This window comes from Xanthomonas sp. CFBP 8443, from assembly GCF_025666195.1.
Lineage (GTDB): Bacteria > Pseudomonadota > Gammaproteobacteria > Xanthomonadales > Xanthomonadaceae > Xanthomonas_A.
This window is the reverse complement of the sequence record NZ_CP102592.1, coordinates 3,270,057-3,287,285: the sequence shown is the minus strand read 5'-3', so window position 1 is coordinate 3,287,285 and position 17,229 is coordinate 3,270,057. Positions and strand designations below refer to the sequence as shown.

Genomic DNA, 17,229 nt, shown 5'->3' with positions numbered 1-17,229 from the left:
TGCGCGATGCGATTCGTAGCGGAGAGCGGACATGGAGCATGACGACTACAGCGGAGGTTGCCAGTGCGGCGCGGTGCGCTTCCACGTGCGCGGCCGGCTCGACGACGCCTCGATCTGCCATTGCCGGATGTGCCAGAAGGCGTTCGGCGCCTACTACGCGCCGCTGGTGTCCACGCGCGGCGCGGAGTTGGTATGGACGCGTGGCGCGCTGAAGCATTTCCAATCCTCCAATCTGGTGCGGCGCGGTTTCTGCGCCGACTGCGGCACGCCGCTGACCTACGAGGCGCCGGACGGCATCGCGGTGGCCGCCGGCGCGTTCGACGATCCGGCGGCGCTGCCGCCGCGGATCCAGTACGGGTTGGAGGGCAAACTGCCGTTCGTCGATGGCCTGCACCGCTTGCCGGCGATTCGCACCGATGCCGATCTGGACGCGGCGCCATTCCTGGCGCAGGTGGTGTCGCACCAGCATCCGGACCACGACACCGAGCGCTGGCCCGCCTGAGCCGGGCTGCTGCGGTGCCATGCGGCTTTTCTGTAGATCGCGCCTGGTGGGCTCACGTTCGCGACAGGACTCCTGCGCGCTTGGCCCCGGTCGCGGGGCCGCATGGAGGCGGGCGCGGTCCGGCCCGCGCGCCGGCAATGTGACGTGGGCGCCGGCAACGCCTACCATTCCCGCTTTCCTTCCTCGCAGTCTCCGCCTCATGAGCAAGCAGAACCAGTGGATCGTCGGCGTCAACGCCGTGGCCTCGTCGATCGAGAACGATGCCGACAACGTGCGCGAAGTGCTGGTCGAGGCGGGCAGCAAGAATCCGCGGCTGGTGGAGATCGAAGAGAACGCACGGCGCAAGGGCATCGAGGTGCGGCGGGTCAACACCCAGGCGCTGGACGGCGTCGGCGGTTCGGTGCGGCACCAGGGCGTGGCTGCGCGCTATGCGGCGGCGCGCACCTGGGGCGAGAACGAACTGGAAGGGCTGGTCGCCGCGGCCGAAGGCCGCGCGCTGCTGCTGGTGCTCGACGGGGTGCAGGATCCGCACAACCTCGGCGCCTGCCTGCGCAGCGCGGCCGCCGCCGGTGCGACGGCGGTGGTGATCCCGAAGGACAAGTCGGCGCCGGTCAATGCCACCGTGCGCAAGACCTCGGCCGGCGCCGCCGATCGCATTCCGATCGTGGCGGTGACCAACCTGGCGCGCTGCCTGCGCGACCTGCAGAAGCAGGGCGTGTGGATCTACGGCCTGGTCGGCGAAGCCGAGACCTCGCTGTACGCGCAGGACCTGCGCGGCAACGTGGCGCTGGTGCTGGGCGGCGAATCCGACGGCCTGCGCCGGCTGACCCGCGAGCATTGCGACGGCCTGGTCAAGATCCCGATGCCCGGCGACATCGAAAGCCTCAACGTGTCGGTGGCGACCGGCGTGACCCTGTTCGAGGCGGTGCGCCAGCGCATGGGGTGAGCGGCGCGCGCGCAGGCGGCTGATCGCTGGAAAGCGCGGCGCCACGCCGTGTCTGCGCAACCTGCCCGAAGGCGGCTCCGTCGGCCTGCGGGCAACGCGCGGCGCCGCTGCGCCGGAGCCGGGCGCGGCACGCGGATCCACCCGCGGCGGCGGATTTTTGCCTACCATATGCGCTCTCCCCGTGTTCCGTTCCGGCAATGAGCCAGCATCGCCTCCGTCTCGCCGATCCTGGCCGGCTATCGTGCCCGTGTCCTGGTGCGTGTCGTCCATCGCCGAGTTGGATCGACACGCGCCGCTCCTGCAGCCGCCCGGGGTTGTGCCGGCGCCCGAAGGCGAACGTCTGTCCACATGCTTGTCCTTGCTTGCCGCGTGCGTGCGCAGGAACCTTGCGGCGTGCCCGGGGATGGCCGGCACGTCCTGGCGCGCTTCGGGTCGGATCCGCTAGGTGAGGGGAGTGGCGCCGTTGCATGCGGCGGCTGGCCGCCGCGCCGCGCCCGCGTGGTTGCCGGTCCTGCTGGCGTTGCTTGCCTTGGTGTTCGGGGCAGAGGCCGCCGCGACGAACGCCACGCCCGATGCCGGGCCGCCGCCGCTGCGCGACTACGCCGTGGACGCGTGGACCTCGCGCAACGGCCTGCCGCACAACTCGCTGCGCGACCTGGCGCAGACTGCGGACGGGCGCCTGTGGTTCGCCACCTGGGAAGGGCTGGTGCGCTACAACGGCCTGGATTTCGCGGTGATCGACCGCAGCACCCATCCGGGACTGCCCGACAACGGCGTCGGTTCGCTATACGTCGGCCGCGACGGCGCGCTGTGGCTCAGCGACTCGCGCGGCAACCTGGGGCGCTACGACCGCGCCGGCAACTGGCGCTTCTGGGTGCAGCCGCCGGGCTGGCCGCGCGCGTTGATCCACGCCATGACCCAGGACCGCCACGGCCGCCTGTGGCTGCTGTTCGAAGGCAACGGCCTGGGCTGCCTGTGGCCGGACGGCCGCTTCGACTACCAGCCGGCGCCGCCGGACCTGCCGCTGGCGGCGAGCTTCCCGCATATCGCCGTCGACGACCGCGACCGGGTCTGGATCGGCAGCCTCGACGGCCTGCTGTACCGCGACGCGCAGGGCGTGCTGCGGCGCGCGCCGGCGGCGTTTGGGCTGCCGCCCGGCCTGGCTTGGCCGTATCGCGACGCCGACGGCACGCTGTGGCTGGTCGCCGGCGAGAACGTGTACCGGCTGCAGGGCGAGCGCGCGGTGCTGATGCATCGGCTGCCGGGCTACGGCCATTTCACCGCGATGCTGTGCGATCGCAACGGCGCGCTGTGGCTGGGCACCGAGAACCGGGGCCTGCTGCGCATCGGCCGCCATGGCGTCGAGCACATGGCGCCGGGCGAGGTGCTGCCCAACGGCCGCGTGGTGAGCCTGCTCGAGGACGCCGAGGGCAGCATCTGGATCGGCGCCAACGGCGGCCTGTTCCGGTTGCGCGAAACCCTGTTCACCAGCTACACGCGCCGCGACGGACTCAGCGGCGACTACGTGCGCGCCTTGCTGGAGGCGCCCAACGGCGCGCTGTGGATCGGCAGTGCCGCCGGCCTCGACCGGATGGCGGCGGACGGCACGGTCGCGCCGGCCGGATTGCGCAACGCCAACGGCAGCGCGCCGTCGGTGCTGAGCCTGGCGCGCGGCGCGGACGGCGACCTGTGGGTCGGCACCTATGCCGACGGCGTGTACCGGATGCGCGACGGCCGCGTGCGCCGCCACTACGGCCAGGGCGATGGCCTGCCCAGCGGCCACGTGCGCACGATCAGCGTGGACCGCGCCGGCACGGTGTGGATCGGGACCCAGCGCGGGCTGGTGCGCATCGACGGCGAACAGGCGCGGGCCGCCGCCGTGCCGGGCCTGCCGCAGGGCCTGATCACCGCGCTGGCCAGCATCGACGGCGCGCTGTGGATCGGCTCGGTCGAAGGCGCCTCGGTGCTGCGCGACGGCCGCGTGCAGCGGCTGCCGCTGGAGCCGCTGGGCGGCGCGCGCAGCGTGTTCGGCTTCCAGGCGCTGGGCGGCGACGTGTGGATCTCCACCGATCGCGGCCTGCACCGCTATCGCGACGGCCGCCTGGCGCGGGTCGGGCTGGAGCAGGGCATGCCGGTGGACGCGGTGTTCCAACTGGTCCGCGACCGCCTCGGCGACGTCTGGATCAGCAGCAACCGCGGCGTGCTGCGGACCAGCGCCGCTGCGCTCGACGCGGCCGCCGACGGCCGCGGCGGCAGGTGGCAGGTGACCCGCTACAACGAGATCGACGGCATGGCCAACGCGCAGGGCAACGGCAGCTCCGGCCCGTCGATGATCGTGCGCGGCGACGGCAGCGTGTGGCTGGTCACCGCCGGTGGCGTCAGCACGGTCGATCCGCGCCGTCTGCAGCGTTTCCGCGAACGCCTGCCGCCGCCGGCGGCGATCGAGAACGTGTTGCTGGACGGGCGGCCGTTCGCCTGGCGCGGCCAGTCGCGCCTGCCCGGCGCCACGCGCATCGCGGTGTCCTACGTCGGGCTCAGCTACCTGCTGCCCGAGCGCATCCGCTACCGCACCCGGCTCGAGGGCCTGGACGCGGGCTGGGTGGAGCGCGGCCAGCAGCGCAGCGTCGAGTTCATCGGCCTGCCGCCGGGCGACTACACCCTGCACGTGGCCGCGGCACACCCGGATGGCGCGTGGAGCACGCGCGAAGCGGTGTGGCGGTTCAGCGTAGCGCCGCTGTGGTGGCAGCGGCGCAGCGTGCAGGCCGGCGCCGCGCTGGCGCTGCTGCTGGGCATGGTGGCGCTGTACCGCTACCTGATCGGCCGCTACAAGCGCCGCAACCTGCGCCTGGAACGATTGGTCGAGCAGCGCACCGGCGCGCTGCGCCTGCAGACCGAACGGCTGTTGCAGGCCGACGCCGACAAGAACCGGTTGCTGGTCGAACTGCAGGACCAGGCCGACGCGTTCGAGCGCCAGGCCCACGAGGATGCGATGACCGGGCTGCCGAACCGCCGGCATTTCGACGAAGTGCTGGTCCGCGAGGTCATGCGCGTGCACCGCAGCGGCAGTCTGCTGTGCCTGCTGGTGATCGATATCGACCGCTTCAAGCAGATCAACGACGGCTACTCGCATGCCACCGGCGATGCGGTGCTGCGCGAGGTCGGACGCCTGCTCGGCGAGGCCTGCCGCGGCTCCGACCTGCCGGCGCGGCTGGGCGGCGAGGAATTCGCGGTGCTGCTCAGCGACACGTCGCTGGCCGATGCCGAACGCGTGGCCGCACGCCTGCGCGAGCTGTTCCATGCGCGCCCGCAGTGGGCCGACGCGCCAGCGCTGCGGGTGACCTTCAGCGCCGGGCTGGTGGCGCTGAGCGGGGAGGAGACGCCGAGTCAGCTGCTGCAGCGTGCCGACGCGGCGCTGTACCGGGCCAAGAGTGGCGGGCGGGACCGGGTCTGCGTGGGGTGAGTGCGGGTGCGGCGGCGGCTCCAGGCAGGCAACGGCGCCTACCGCGCATCCGGCCGTCGTGGCGAGATCGGGCACGCGATCGCGGCACCGTCGGGAAACTGCAGCCGCTGTCGCCGATGGCGTGCCGTCGCCAAACCGGCCGCCCAGCCTCGGTTGCTTGTGCAGAGGAGCGCCAGACGCCGCGCTTGCTCGCACCGCCGAGCCGAGCCACTGGCCCACGTGGTCAGGGAGCTGGCGTCTGCAAGAACTTGAACATGACGTGGGCGTCCACCAGGCCCAGCTGCCGATGCCGGAAGGCCTTGGGCAGCGTGCCGACGATGGCGAAGCCGAGCTTCCGGTACAGCGCCATGGCCGGCACATTGGTGCTTACGACATAGTTGAACTGCATCGCCATGAACCCCTCGCGCTGCGCCTGGGCGAGGCTGTGCTCGACCAGCGCGCGGCCCACGCCCTGGCCTTGCGCGGCGGGGTCCACCAGGTAGGTGGCGGTGGCGACGTGCGAGCCCAGGTCCGGGTAGTTGGCGCCCAGTTTGTACATGCCGAGCAAGCGCGCGCCGGCCATGGCCACAGATGCGATGTGGCCCCCGAACCAGTGCGCGCGAAAGGTGTCCCGGTCCAGGCCGTCGGCAAACGGCAGTGCGTCGCCAGGGGCGATGACGGCCTGGAAGAGCAGCCACATCGCCTCCAGGTCGGCCAGCCCGGCCTGCCGGATCAGCATGGTCGCGGGCAGGGAGCTCACCTGCGTTCGCTCGGGGCCGGTCGGCAAGGCGGGTCGGCCTGCTGGCGCCTGGTCAGGCCTGGTCGGCCGTCAGCGATCCCAGGCTGAAGCCGGACACCGCGTTGATCTTGCCGCGCCACAGCACGCCGCGGTTGTTCGGCAACGGTTGGCCGCCAGGCGAAAAGTGGCGCGAATCGATCAAGTGGATGAACTGCGGCGGCGACGTGGTCTGCTCGCCGTTCTCCGAGTCATAGATGGAGGCATGGCTGGCGAAGGCCTGGCGAATGCTCTCCTTGCCTTCGGCGTCGCCGGGATAGGCGGCGGAGAATTCCTGCGCGAAGGTCTCGAAGTACTTCTTGCCGCTGACCAGCACGCCCGAGACGATGGCCCCCTCGACGAACAGGGTGACGCCGAACTGCACGGTGGACGTGTTGACCACGGTGACGAGTTTCTGCAGATACCAGTCGACGCTCTGGCCGTCGAACGACAGCTTGATCTGTTCCGGACTGGATTGATTTTCGTCTTGAGCGGTCATGCGGTTCTCCTCGGTGGAGCGGCTAGGGCGTGCGCTGAGCCGTACCGCGAAACGGCGTGGCTTGCATGGAATGCCAGACAGTGGCCGGCCGACTGGTTTGACGGTGCAAACCTGCTTCCCCAGCACTGCTGCCCGAGTGTGCCACAGTCGGCATTGCGGCCGTGGCGCGGCGCGGTCTTGTGGCTCTTCTTGAAGATGCAGGGCCTGTCGACCGCGGCGCTGACGCCTGGCGCAGCGTCTTCGCGCCGCCGGCTGCAGTGGTGCGGAACGGCCAGCGCGCGGGCCGCGTGCGCCGCGCTCAGCCGATCTGCGGTGCCGGCCAGGCGTTGGCGATCTTGCAGAACAGCCGCGCGGTCTGCTCGGTGTCGTACACCGCGCTGTGCGCGTCGGCGGCGTTCCAGTCGAAGCCGGCCGCCTGCACCGCGCGCGCCAGCACGGTCTGGCCGTAGGCGATGCCGGCCAGGGTCACCGTGTCGAACACGCTGAAAGGGTGGAACGGGTTGCGCTTGTGGCCGCAGCGCGCGACCGTGGCGTTGAGGAAGTTCAGGTCGAAGTGCGCGTTGTGGCCGACCAGGATCGCGCGCTGGCAACCGTATTTCTTCACCGCTGCGCGCACCGGCGCGAACACGTGGTCCAGCGCCTCGCGCTCGGGCTTGGCGAAGCGGAACGGGTGGTCGAGGATGATGCCGGTGATTTCCAGCGACTTCGGGTCGATGGCGGTGCCGGGCGCCGGCACCACGTGCGCGCTGGCGGTGACGCCGGGATACAGCTGGCCGAAATCGTCCATCTCGATCGGCACCGCGGCGATCTCCAGCAGCGCGTGCCGGTTCCAGTCGAAGCCGCCGGTCTCCACGTCCACCACCACCGGCAGATAGCCGCGGAAACGCCGCGACATGGGGGTGATGGCGAGGGGCTGGGACGGGCTGTCGACGTGATCGTTCATGCGTCCAGGGTAGCAGAGCGCGGCTAAACGCCCGCCGCTGGCGGTCGCGCGCGCATGGCTTGGGTACATCGGGGCAGGCGTAAGCCGGCGGTGCAGGCGCCGTGCGTAGCAGCGCGGATTCCTGAGGATCGCTGGAGTGGAGCGGCATTGGAGCCGAGCATTCGCAGGCTGCGACGTATGTGGGGCGTGTCCGGATGAGCGTCGGGTGATCGGTTGCGGCGGGCATTGCCGGTAATGCCCGTCGCGACTGAAGTCGTTCCCACAAGGCGGGCGGCACGCTGTTTCGGCGCTGCGTGGTGCGCAACAAAAAGGCCCCGCCGAAGCGGGGCCTTGATTGCGGTCGTTGCCTGGATCAGCGGCTGTTGGCGATGACGCTGGTGATGATGCCGGTGGCCACGGCGATCAGCACGTACTGGTTGTCGACCCGGCGCCACTCGTGGCCGCGCGGCGGCGCCCTCAGCCCGTGCTTGCGGTAGTCCGACACGCGATCGCCGCGATGGCCGAGCGCCAGCCGTTCGCCGCGCTTGTGGTTGCGCCAGCCTTCGTGACGGCCGTTGTCGTGGCGATCGTCGCGGCGATCGTCATGGCGGTTGTCGCGGTGATCGTCGCGATCGTCGTCGTGGCGCGCCTGCTGCGGGCCGCGGTCGTCGCGGTGGTCGTTGCGGTCCTGGGGCGGACCGTGATCGCGATCGCGGCCGTCCTGGCCGGCGGCGAAGGCGCCGCCGGAGGCCAGCAGCGACAGTGCGAGGACCGAACCGATGATGCGCTTCATGGTGTCTCCTGGGTGGTCGGTGGAGAACGGCTCCACGCGTATCCGCACCGTACGCGCCCATAGATGAACGCGATGGATTGCCAGGGAATTCAGCAGGTTGCAGGTGCCGATAGGTGTCGCCACCTACCGGTTGCCTGGCCAAGCCGGGGAATCGCGCTCAGATTCCGGTGGTGGTGCTGGTCTCGTCGCGCTTGTCGCGCGGCGGCAGCGGCTGGTCGCCATGCACCAGGAACCACACGTTCTCGGCGATGTTGGTGGCGTGGTCGCCGATCCGTTCCAGGTTCTTGGCCATGAACAGCAAATGCGTGCACGGGGTGATGTTGCGCGGATCTTCCATCATGTAGGTCAGCAGTTCGCGGAACAGCGCGGTGTACTGCGCATCCAGCAGCGCATCGCCCTGGCGCACCCGCAGCGCCGCGTCGGCGTCGCCGCTGCGGTAGGCGGCCAACGCTTCGCGCACCTGTTGCGCGGCCAGCGTGCCGAGCTGGCGCAGGCCCAGCGTTTGCGGCATCGGCGGCGAGGTGTTCAGCGCGATCGAGCGCTTGGCCACGTTCGCCGCGTAGTCGCCGATGCGCTCGATGTCGGCCGGGATGCGCAGGCCGGCGAGGATCTCGCGCAGGTCGCGTGCCATCGGCCCGCGCAGCGCCAGGCGCATCACGTCGTGGCTGATCGATTGCTCGAGCGCGTCGATCGCCTCGTCATTGACGACGATGCGCAGCGCGGCGTTGTCGTCGCGGCGTTCGACCACGTCCAGCGCCGCTTCCAGCTGCGCCACCGCGGTCTCGCCCATGCGCACGATCTCGGCCGCGATGCGGTGCTGCTCTTCGTCGTAGCTCTTCACGATGTGCTCGTTCGGCTGGGTATTCATGTCGTAGGTCCGTTGAAGTCGTTAGTGTCGCCGCGGCCATTCCTGGCGTTGCGGGGCTGGCGTCGGCGCGTCCGGCCCGGCCTCCATGGCCGGGGCCGGCGATCGCGGCCGATGCCGTTCGGGCAGCGCCCGGGCGCTGCCGCTTACCCGAAGCGGCCGGTGATGTAGTCTTCGGTCTGCTGCTTGCTGGGCTGCGAGAAGATGATCTCGGTACGGTCGTGCTCGATCAGGTCGCCCAGGTACATGAAGGCGGTGTAGTCGGACACGCGCGCGGCCTGCTGCATGTTGTGGGTGACGATGACGATGGTGTAGTCGTTCTTCAGCTCTTCGACCAGCTGCTCGATGCGGCTGGTGGAAATCGGGTCCAGCGCCGAGGTCGGCTCGTCGAGCAGCAGCACGTCCGGGCGCAGCGCCACTGCGCGGGCGATGCACAGGCGCTGCTGCTGGCCGCCGGACAGGCCCAGCGCGCTCTGCCCGAGCTTGTCCTTGACCTCGTCCCACAGCGCGCCCTGGCGCAGCGCCTGCTCGACGCGATCGGTCATGTCCGCCTTGGACAGCTTCTCGTGGTGGCGGATGCCGTAGGCGACGTTCTCGAAGATGGTCATCGGGAACGGCACCGGCTTCTGGAACACCATGCCGACCTTGCTGCGCAGGCGGTTCATCGGGTACTTCGGCGACAGGATGTTCTCGCCGTCCAGCAGCACCTCGCCGCGCGCTTCCAGCTTCGGATACAGCGCGTAGATGCGGTTGAAGATGCGCAGCAGCGTGGACTTGCCGCAGCCGGAGGGGCCGATCAGCGCGGTGACGCGCTTTTCCGGCACCTCGATGTTGATGCCCTTCAGCGCGTGGTACTTGTCGTAGTAGAAGTCCAGGCCGCGCGCGGCCACCTTGACCGGCGATGGCGCCAGCGCGGTGTGCCCGGTGGGCATGGCGATGCGGTGCATCGGTGCGGCGTTGTGCTGATCGTTCATGGCCGGTTCCATAGGGGAATCAATCGTTGGATGTCTTGTAGCGGCTCAGCAGGCCGCGCGCGCCGAGGCTGACCAGCAGCACGAACACGGTGAGCACCAGCGCGCCGGACCAGGCCAGCTGCTGCCAGGTCGGGTAGGGGCTGCCGGCGAAGGAGTTCATCACCACCGGCACGCTCGCCATCGGCTGCATGACGTTGTTGTTCCAGTACTGGTTGCCGAACGCGGTGAACAGCAGCGGCGCGGTCTCGCCGCTGATCCGCGCCAGCGCCAGCAGCACGCCGGTGACGATGCCGGCCGAGGCGCTGCGGTACAGCACCTGGATCGTCACCTTCCATTGCGGGATGCCCAGCGACAGCGCCGCTTCGCGCATCTGCGAGGGCACCAGGCGCAACATCTCGTCGGTGGTGCGCACCACCACCGGCAGCACGATGAAGGCCAGCGACAGCGCGCCGGCCATCGCCGAGAAGCGCCCGCCGGTCTGCATCACGTACAGCGTGTACACGAACAGGCCGAGCACGATCGACGGCGCCGACAACAGGATGTCGTTGACGAAGCGCACCACCTGGCCGGTCTTGCGCGCATTGCCGTATTCGGCCAGCCAGGTGCCGGCGGCCACGCCCAGCGGAGTGCCGATCAGCAGCGCCAGGCCGCACATCACTGCGCTGCCGAAGAACGCGTTGGCCAGGCCGCCGTCTTCGCCCGGCGGCGGGGTCATGCGGGTGAACAGGTCGACGTCGATGCCGGCGATGCCCTTGGACACCAGGGTCCACAGGATCCAGCCCAGGAACGCCAGCCCGAACAGCGCGGTGAGGCAGGACAGCAGCAGCGCGAAGACATTGACCACGCGGCGGCGGTTGTACAGGCGATCGGCGATGTCGGCGGCCATCAGTTGCCCTCCCTGCGCGACAGTTGCTGCAGCATCAGGCGGGCGATCGCCAGCACGATGAAGGTGACGATGAACAATACGAAGCCCAGCAGCAGCAGCGCCGAGCGGTAGGTCTCGGTGGCCTCGCCGAAGTCGTTGGCGATCAGCGCGGCGATGGTGGTGCCCGGCTCCAGCAGCGACGGCGACAGCCGCACCGTGTTGCCGACGACGAACGCCACCGCCATGGTCTCGCCGAGCGCGCGGCCCAGGCCCAGGAAGATGCCGCCGATCACCGCCGAGCGGGTGTAGGGCAGCACGATGTCCCAGCTTACTTCCCAGCGCGTGGAGCCCAGCGCGTAGGCCGACTCCTTCAGCCGCGTCGGCACGGTCAGGAACACTTCGCGCATCACCGAGGAGATGAACGGGATCACCATGATCGCCAGTACGAAGCCGGCGGTGAGCAGGCCGATGCCCAACGGAGGGCCCTGGAACATCGGACCGATGATCGGCAGCGTGCCGACGTGGTCGTTGAGCCACGGCGTGCCGTACTCGGTCATCACCGGCACCAGCACGAACAGGCCCCACATGCCGTAGATGATCGACGGGATGCCGGCCAGCAGCTCGATGGCGGTGCCGACCGGTCCGCGCAGCCAGCGCGGCGATACTTCGGTCAGGAAGAAGGCGATGCCGTAGCTCACCGGCACCGCGATCAGCATCGCGATCATGGCGGTGACCAGGGTGCCGTAGATCGGCGCCAGCGCGCCGTACTTGTTCTCGACCGGGTTCCATTCGCTGGAGTAGAAGAAGCTCAGGCCCTGCATCTGCAGGGCATGGCGGCCACCCCACAGCATCGACAGCGCCGCGCTGGCCAGCGCGACGAGGACGAACACGACGGTGGCGGTGAGTATCCAGCGGAACAGACGGTCGGCACGGGCGTCGCGCAGATCGCGTCCGCGGGGCGCCGTTATCGCTTCGGGAATGACAGTGGCGTTCATGGGCTCGGTGTTTGCCGGAGCGCGCAGCTGCGCGATCCGATCGTGGCCGCGGCGGGGGTGGCCGCGCGCGGTGGGTGGCTGCGTCGCTCCCGCGCAAGCGGGAACCCGAAAGTCCGGAATACGTCGTACCGATGCGGCGACCGGCGCTGCCTGCTGCAGCGCCGGTCGCGTGTCACGTGCGCGGCGCGTGCTGCCGCCGCGTGCACGCTGCCGCCGGCGAGGGCGGCAGCGCGGTTGCGCTTACTTGAACTCCTTGGCCCAGTACGCCTCGATCTGCTGCACCAGCTCCGGCGGCAGCGGCACGTAGTGCAGGTCGTTGGCCTGCGGCTGGCCCTTCTCGAACGCCCACTTGAAGAACTCCAGGGTCGCCTTGCTGCGCGCCGCATCCTTGGGCTGCTTGTGCATCAGCATGAAGTTGGTGGCGGTGATCGGCCACGCCTGCGCGCCGGCGGCGTTGGTGATGACCAGGTTGAAATCCTTGGCGTTGGCCCAGTCGGCCGACGCGGCCGCCGCGGCGAAGCTTTCGGCGTTGGGCTGCACCCAGTTGCCGGCCGCGTTCTGCAGCGAGGCGTACGGCATCTTGTTCTGCAGCGCGTAGGCCAGTTCGACGTAGCCGATCGAGCCCTTGATCTGCTGCACGTACGAGGCCACGCCTTCGTTGCCCTTGCCGCCGACGCCGCCCGGCCACTGCACCGAGGTGCCTTCGCCGACCTTGCTCTTCCACTCCGGGCTGACCTTGGACAGGTAGTTGGTGAAGTTGAAGCTGGTGCCCGAGCCGTCGGAGCGGTGCACCAGGTTGATCTTGGTGGTGGGCAGGGTGGTGCCGGGGTTCAGTGCGGCGATCGCCGGATCGTTCCAGGTGGTGACCTTGCCGAGGAAGATGTCGGCCAGCACCGCGCCGGTCAGCTTCAGCTTGCCCGCTTCCATGCCGTCCAGGTTGACCACCGGCACCACGCCGCCGATCGCCGACGGGAACTGGCCGAGGCCGGCGGCGGCCAGTTCGGCGCTGTCCAGCGGCTTGTCGGAGGAACCGAAATCGACCGTGCCGGCCTTGATCTGGGCGATGCCGCCGCCGGAGCCGATCGACTGGTAGTTGATCTTGTTGCCGGTGGCGGTGTGGTAGTCGGCCGACCACTTGGACACCAGCGGATAGATGAAGGACGCGCCGGCGCCGGAGATCTCCGCGGCGGTCTTGGCGCCGTCGGCCGGAGCGGCTGCGGGTGCGCCACCTGCCGCATCGGCGGCACCCTGCGGCTTGTCGCCATTGCCCGGCTGGCAGGCAGTGACGGCGAAGGCGAGGGCCAGGGACAGGACGGCAAAGCGTGCCGGCTGCAGTTTCATGGGGTCACTCCGTAGCGAAGAGGGCCGGACGGGCCGGCGGATGCACGCTATGAAATGATGTTTTTGTTACAGCCTCATGACGCAGCTGCCCATCCGTGAGATTGATCAAGAAAAACAACCGCTTCGCCTCCCTTGTCCGGTCGGGAGAGGGGCCGGGGTGAGGGTAGGGGCGAAGCCACGCGCAGCTTGCTGCGCCTGCAGCTTGTGAGCCTGCACGCAGGCACCGCCTGGGCCGGCACCGTCCTGCGTATCTCCTGATCCGCCTTGCGGGCGCATTCCCCTAGGAGAGGGCGTGCGCCCCGATGGAGAGAAGAAACAAAAAACGCGGACCCCGTGAGGGGCCCGCGTCCTGGTAGCGATCGGCGGGAGAGAGAGCGCCGATCAGTACTTCAGGTTGGCGCTCCAGTAGGCGTCGATCTGCTTGACCAGCGCGTCCGGCAGCGGCACGTAGTCCAGCTGCTTGGCCTGCGCGTCGCCATTGGCGTAGACCCACTTGAAGAAGTCCTTGGTGGCCTTGGCGCTGGCCGGGTTCTTCGGCTGCTTGTGGACCAGGATGAAGTTGGTCGCGGTGATCGGCCACGAGGTCTCGCCCGGGGCGTTGGTCATCACCAGGTAGAAGTCCTTGGCGTTGGCCCAGTCGGCGCTGGCGGCCGCGGCGGCGAAGCTCTCGTCGCTGGGCTGCACGAACTTGCCGGCGGCGTTCTTCATCGAGGTGTAGGACATCTTGTTCTGCAGCGCATAGGACAGCTCGACGTAGCCGATGCCGCCCTTGATCTGCTTGACGTAGGCGGCGACGCCTTCGTTGCCCTTGCCGCCGATGCCGACCGGCCACTGCACCGCGGTGCCTTCGCCGACCTTGCTCTTCCAGTCCGGGTTGACCTTGGACAGGTAGTTGGTGAAGTTGAAGCTGGTGCCCGAACCGTCGGAGCGGTGCACCACGGTGATCTTGCCGTCGGGCAGCTGCACGCCCGGGTTCAGGGCGACGATCGCCGGGTCGTTCCAGGTCTTGACCTTGCCCAGGAAGATGTCGGCCAGGGTCTTGCCGTCCAGCTTCAGCGCGCCCGGGGCGATGCCCTGCACGTTGACCACCGGCACCACGCCGCCGATCACCGACGGGAACTGGGCCAGGCCCGAAGCGGCCAGGTCGTCCGGCTTGAGCGGCGCATCGGAGGAACCGAAGTCGACCGTGGCGGCCTTGATCTGGGCGATACCGCCGCCGGAACCGATCGACTGGTAGTTGACCTTCTTGCCGGTGGCGGTGTTGTAGTCGGCCGACCACTTGGACATGACCGGATAGATGAAGGAGGCGCCGGCGCCGGTGACATCGGCGGCGTTGGCGGCGAACACGAACGACGCGGCGACGGCGGCGGCCAGGACGCGGGATTTGAGCGAGAAGATCACGGAGGAAGCTCCTGAAGGGTGGTATGCGGGGCACCGCACGCGGCCATTACATAACCGTTCGATGACAGCGACACGGCTGTTACATGACGGAAACATGACGCCGCGGCGGCGCAGGGTGCGGGTGCGGAGCGCGACGGTCGCGCCCCGCACCGGCTGGAGCGATTACCAATAGAACTGCGCGCGCGCTTCGAGGATGTTCGGCTTGTCGCTGACGTTGCCGCGGACGGTGCTGCTGTACTTGCTGCTGTCGACCATGACGTAGTTCAGCGCGAACTTGAAGTTGGAATGCCAGTACCAGTTGGCGCCGACCGTCCAGGTGTTCATCTTGCCGCCGAGCACGCCGTCGACCAGCGGTGCGCCGACCGGACGCGCGACCAGGTCGCCATCGTTCAGGTCGATGCTGTCGTAGCGCACGCCCAGCTGCCACATGCCGCTGGCCGGCTCGTTCGGCAGCGGGGTGGTCGGCACGCCGGCCTTGTAGCCCCAGGTCTCGCCGGTGATGTTCCACACGCCGCTGAGGTACCAGCCGTCGGTGCTGTAGTTGTCGCTGGCGCCGTAACGCTCGACCTTGGCGTTGTAGTACTCGCCCTGGGCCTTGAACGGGCCGGTGACCCACATCGCTTCGCCGCCGATCACGCCGATGCGGTCGGTGTTGGTCAGGTTGCCGCTGTCGACCAGACGCACACCGGACAGGTCGGCGTTCGGACGTGCGCGCAGGCGCAGCGTGTCGGCGTCGGTGTCGTAGTTCACGTAGCTCAGGCCGAAGTGCAGGATGTTGCCCGACTCGTTGATCGGCGCGAAGGTGCCGCGCGCGCCGTAGCCGCTGCCGTGCGCCAGGTTGCGGCTCAGCTCGCGGCCGAACACGCTGCCGACCACGCTCCAGTTGCTGTCGCCGAAGCCGACCGCGCCGCCGAGACGACGTGCCACCGCGTAGGTGTTGGTGACCGAGGACTTGGAGATGAAGTCGTTGTTCTTGGTGCTGGACAGTTCTTCCAGGCTGTTCGGCTGCTTGTACTGGCCGACCTGCAGGAAGTTGTTGGCGTTGCCGCCGAACTTGTACTTGATGTTGGTGTCCAGGAACTTGCCGCTGCTGCGCACCGTGGTGCCGTTGTTGGACGATTCGCGCAGGGTGCTGGCGTCGTAGCCCAGGACCCACTCGAAATTGCCCGGGCCCTTGCCCTTGGCGACCAACTCGGCGCGGCGAAGGCCGAAATCGGTGTTCTTGCCGTTGTTGCCGGTGGTGCCGTTGAGGTCCTGGACGTCGTTGTCGTACCAGCTGCCGTCGGCCTGGACCAGGCCTTCGAAGGAGATTTCCGAGCCGCCGATCACGTCGATGGCGATCTCGGCGTGAGCGGCGGGCGCGAACATCGCAGTGAGCACGGCTGCCGAGAGGAGGGTGCGAGACAGTTTCATGGGTTGCCTGGGCGGTGGAAGATGCGCGCAGGCTAATATGTGAAGATTGCGTAAATATGACACTTGGCGGACAGGGCCGCGCAGGCTGGCGCCCGCTGCCGCGCCGTCTGCATCATTGGACGCCCGCCATGTTGCGGTCCGATGGCGTGCAGATGAAATCGGCGCGCCGCTGCCGCGCACGACACGCATCACAAACTGCGGCATCGTCTCGCCACCGCGCCATCGATCGGCTTTTTTGTGCGCTGCACCACTTGTCGCTACCGGCCACGCTGGTTAGCGTGGAGGCATGAACTCGCATGCCCGCAAGCGGATGCCGATGCTCGCCGCACTGCTGTTGATCGCGTTGCTGGCGCTGATGCCGTCGATGCGTTCGGCGCCGCCGGCAGTGCCGCCGCCGCAGGCCGATATCGGCTTGACGGGGGCGCACGAATTGCCGGCGACGGATGCGCACGACGCATCGCGCAGCATTGCCGACCAGCTCGACCAGCTGGCTTGCGACGACACGCCGGTACTGCCGGCCGCGGCGTGGCGGCCGACACGGGTGGCGCCCCTGTGGCCCGAGCCGGCGGCATGGCACGGCGCCGGCACCCATCCGCGGCCGCGGCTGCGCCCTCCCAGCGCCTGAGACGGCGGATCCGATCGCGCCCGGCCGCCGGCCGCTGCGATCGCCGATCCGCCGCCACCCGCACGTCATCGCCTGCCGCGCTCGCGCAGTGCACCGACGGCACGGCCCTCTCACTTCTTCCCCCGTTCTGCGGCACCGCCGCGGCGACACCTTCCCCTTGTTCCGAGGTTCCCCCATGCAAAGCCTGCTCGATGGTTTCCGCCACTTCCGCAAAGAGGTCTATCCGCGCCAGCGCGGCCTGTTCCGGCAACTGGCCGGCGGCCAGACCCCACACACGCTGTTCATCACCTGCGCCGATTCGCGGGTGATGCCGGAGCTGATGTTCGCCGCGCAGCCCGGCGAACTGTTCGTCTACCGCAACATCGGCAACGTGGTGCCGCCGTACTCGCAGCACGTCAGCGGCGTGGTCGCGGCGATCGAGTACGCGGTGGCGGTGCTGCAGGTGAAGCACATCGTGGTCTGCGGTCATACCGACTGCGGCGCGATGAAGGCGGTGCTCAATCCCGACGCGCTGCGCGACGTGCCGAACGTGGCCGCCTGGCTCAAGCACACCGACAGCGCGCGCCAGGTCGCCGCGCAGCACGATCACGCCGGGCACGCCGAAGACGCGCTGCACTGCCTGACCGAGGAGAACGTGGTGTCGCAACTGGACCACCTGCGCACGCAGCCGGTGGTGGCGGCGCGGCTGGCGCGCGGCGCGCTGCGCATCCATGGCTGGATCTACGACATCGCCCATGGCGAGATCCGCGCCTTCGACGCCGAGCAGGGCCGCTTCGTGCCGCTGCTGCCGGAAGAGGGCAAGCGTCCTCCCGAAGCCACCCCGCGCCCGCGCCTGGCGCCGGTGCTGCGCGACGTCGCGGTCTGAAGGAGTCGA

Annotated in this window: 16 protein-coding genes; 5 read left to right on the top strand and 11 right to left on the bottom strand. The window is 69.2% G+C overall.

Going from position 1 to position 17,229, the window contains the following annotated elements; all coding sequences use genetic code 11:
* Positions 1–31: 31 nt before the first annotated feature.
* The 3 genes from NUG20_RS13740 (at position 32) to NUG20_RS13730 (ending at position 4,908) form a co-directional block, all read left to right on the top strand.
* Positions 32–502 (top strand): GFA family protein, encoded by a 471-nt coding sequence (locus tag NUG20_RS13740; RefSeq protein WP_263395017.1) that lies wholly within the window; start codon positions 32–34, stop codon positions 500–502.
* Positions 503–701: 199 nt separating this feature from the next.
* Positions 702–1,448 (top strand): 23S rRNA (guanosine(2251)-2'-O)-methyltransferase RlmB, encoded by a 747-nt coding sequence (gene rlmB / locus NUG20_RS13735; RefSeq protein ID WP_263395016.1) that lies wholly within the window; start codon positions 702–704, stop codon positions 1,446–1,448.
* A 532-nt stretch (positions 1,449–1,980) separates the two neighbouring features.
* A complete protein-coding gene (locus tag NUG20_RS13730; RefSeq protein WP_263398487.1) occupies positions 1,981–4,908 on the top strand; it encodes a ligand-binding sensor domain-containing diguanylate cyclase in 2,928 nt (975 codons plus the stop codon).
* A 223-nt stretch (positions 4,909–5,131) separates the two neighbouring features.
* On the opposite strand, the gene NUG20_RS13725 is transcribed toward NUG20_RS13730, so the two are convergent.
* The 11 genes from NUG20_RS13725 to NUG20_RS13675 all read right to left on the bottom strand — a co-directional run bounded on the left by NUG20_RS13725 (position 5,132) and on the right by NUG20_RS13675 (position 15,730).
* Positions 5,132–5,626, bottom strand: a complete 495-nt coding sequence (locus NUG20_RS13725; RefSeq protein ID WP_317852748.1) for a GNAT family N-acetyltransferase — start codon at positions 5,624–5,626, stop codon at positions 5,132–5,134.
* Positions 5,627–5,699: 73 nt separating this feature from the next.
* On the bottom strand, positions 5,700–6,161 hold the full coding sequence (gene gvpU / locus NUG20_RS13720; RefSeq protein WP_263395014.1) for a gas vesicle accessory protein GvpU: 462 nt from the start codon (positions 6,159–6,161) through the stop codon (positions 5,700–5,702).
* A 298-nt stretch (positions 6,162–6,459) separates the two neighbouring features.
* Positions 6,460–7,104 (bottom strand): ribonuclease T, encoded by a 645-nt coding sequence (rnt, locus tag NUG20_RS13715; protein WP_263395013.1) that lies wholly within the window; start codon positions 7,102–7,104, stop codon positions 6,460–6,462.
* A 352-nt stretch (positions 7,105–7,456) separates the two neighbouring features.
* Positions 7,457–7,876, bottom strand: a complete 420-nt coding sequence (locus tag NUG20_RS13710) for an RcnB family protein (RefSeq protein ID WP_263395012.1) — start codon at positions 7,874–7,876, stop codon at positions 7,457–7,459.
* Between the two features lie 157 nt (positions 7,877–8,033).
* The gene (gene phoU / locus NUG20_RS13705) at positions 8,034–8,744 is read right to left on the bottom strand and encodes a phosphate signaling complex protein PhoU (protein ID WP_263395011.1); all 711 of its coding nucleotides are present in this window, start codon (positions 8,742–8,744) and stop codon (positions 8,034–8,036) included.
* A 143-nt stretch (positions 8,745–8,887) separates the two neighbouring features.
* The gene (gene pstB / locus NUG20_RS13700; protein WP_263395010.1) at positions 8,888–9,715 is read right to left on the bottom strand and encodes a phosphate ABC transporter ATP-binding protein PstB; all 828 of its coding nucleotides are present in this window, start codon (positions 9,713–9,715) and stop codon (positions 8,888–8,890) included.
* A gap of 19 nt (positions 9,716–9,734) precedes the next feature.
* The gene (pstA, locus tag NUG20_RS13695) at positions 9,735–10,604 is read right to left on the bottom strand and encodes a phosphate ABC transporter permease PstA (protein ID WP_263398486.1); all 870 of its coding nucleotides are present in this window, start codon (positions 10,602–10,604) and stop codon (positions 9,735–9,737) included.
* Entirely contained in the window at positions 10,601–11,575 is a 975-nt protein-coding gene (gene pstC / locus NUG20_RS13690) for a phosphate ABC transporter permease subunit PstC (protein WP_263395009.1), read from the bottom strand. Before pstC ends, pstA begins: the two co-directional genes overlap by 4 nt.
* 240 nt (positions 11,576–11,815) lie before the next feature.
* Entirely contained in the window at positions 11,816–12,916 is a 1,101-nt protein-coding gene (gene pstS, locus NUG20_RS13685; RefSeq protein ID WP_263395008.1) for a phosphate ABC transporter substrate-binding protein PstS, read from the bottom strand.
* Positions 12,917–13,297: 381 nt separating this feature from the next.
* Positions 13,298–14,317 carry a phosphate ABC transporter substrate-binding protein PstS gene (gene pstS / locus NUG20_RS13680; RefSeq protein WP_263395007.1) on the bottom strand — a complete coding sequence of 340 codons (1,020 nt, stop codon included), beginning with the start codon at positions 14,315–14,317 and terminating at the stop codon, positions 13,298–13,300.
* Between the two features lie 162 nt (positions 14,318–14,479).
* Positions 14,480–15,730 (bottom strand): OprO/OprP family phosphate-selective porin, encoded by a 1,251-nt coding sequence (locus NUG20_RS13675; RefSeq protein ID WP_263395006.1) that lies wholly within the window; start codon positions 15,728–15,730, stop codon positions 14,480–14,482.
* 286 nt (positions 15,731–16,016) lie between these two features.
* Here NUG20_RS13675 and NUG20_RS13670 point away from each other — a divergent pair, with 286 nt between their 5' ends.
* Positions 16,017–16,355 carry a hypothetical protein gene (locus NUG20_RS13670; RefSeq protein ID WP_263395005.1) on the top strand — a complete coding sequence of 113 codons (339 nt, stop codon included), beginning with the start codon at positions 16,017–16,019 and terminating at the stop codon, positions 16,353–16,355.
* Positions 16,356–16,530: 175 nt separating this feature from the next.
* A complete protein-coding gene (locus NUG20_RS13665; protein ID WP_263395004.1) occupies positions 16,531–17,220 on the top strand; it encodes a carbonic anhydrase in 690 nt (229 codons plus the stop codon).
* Positions 17,221–17,229 lie beyond the last annotated feature (9 nt).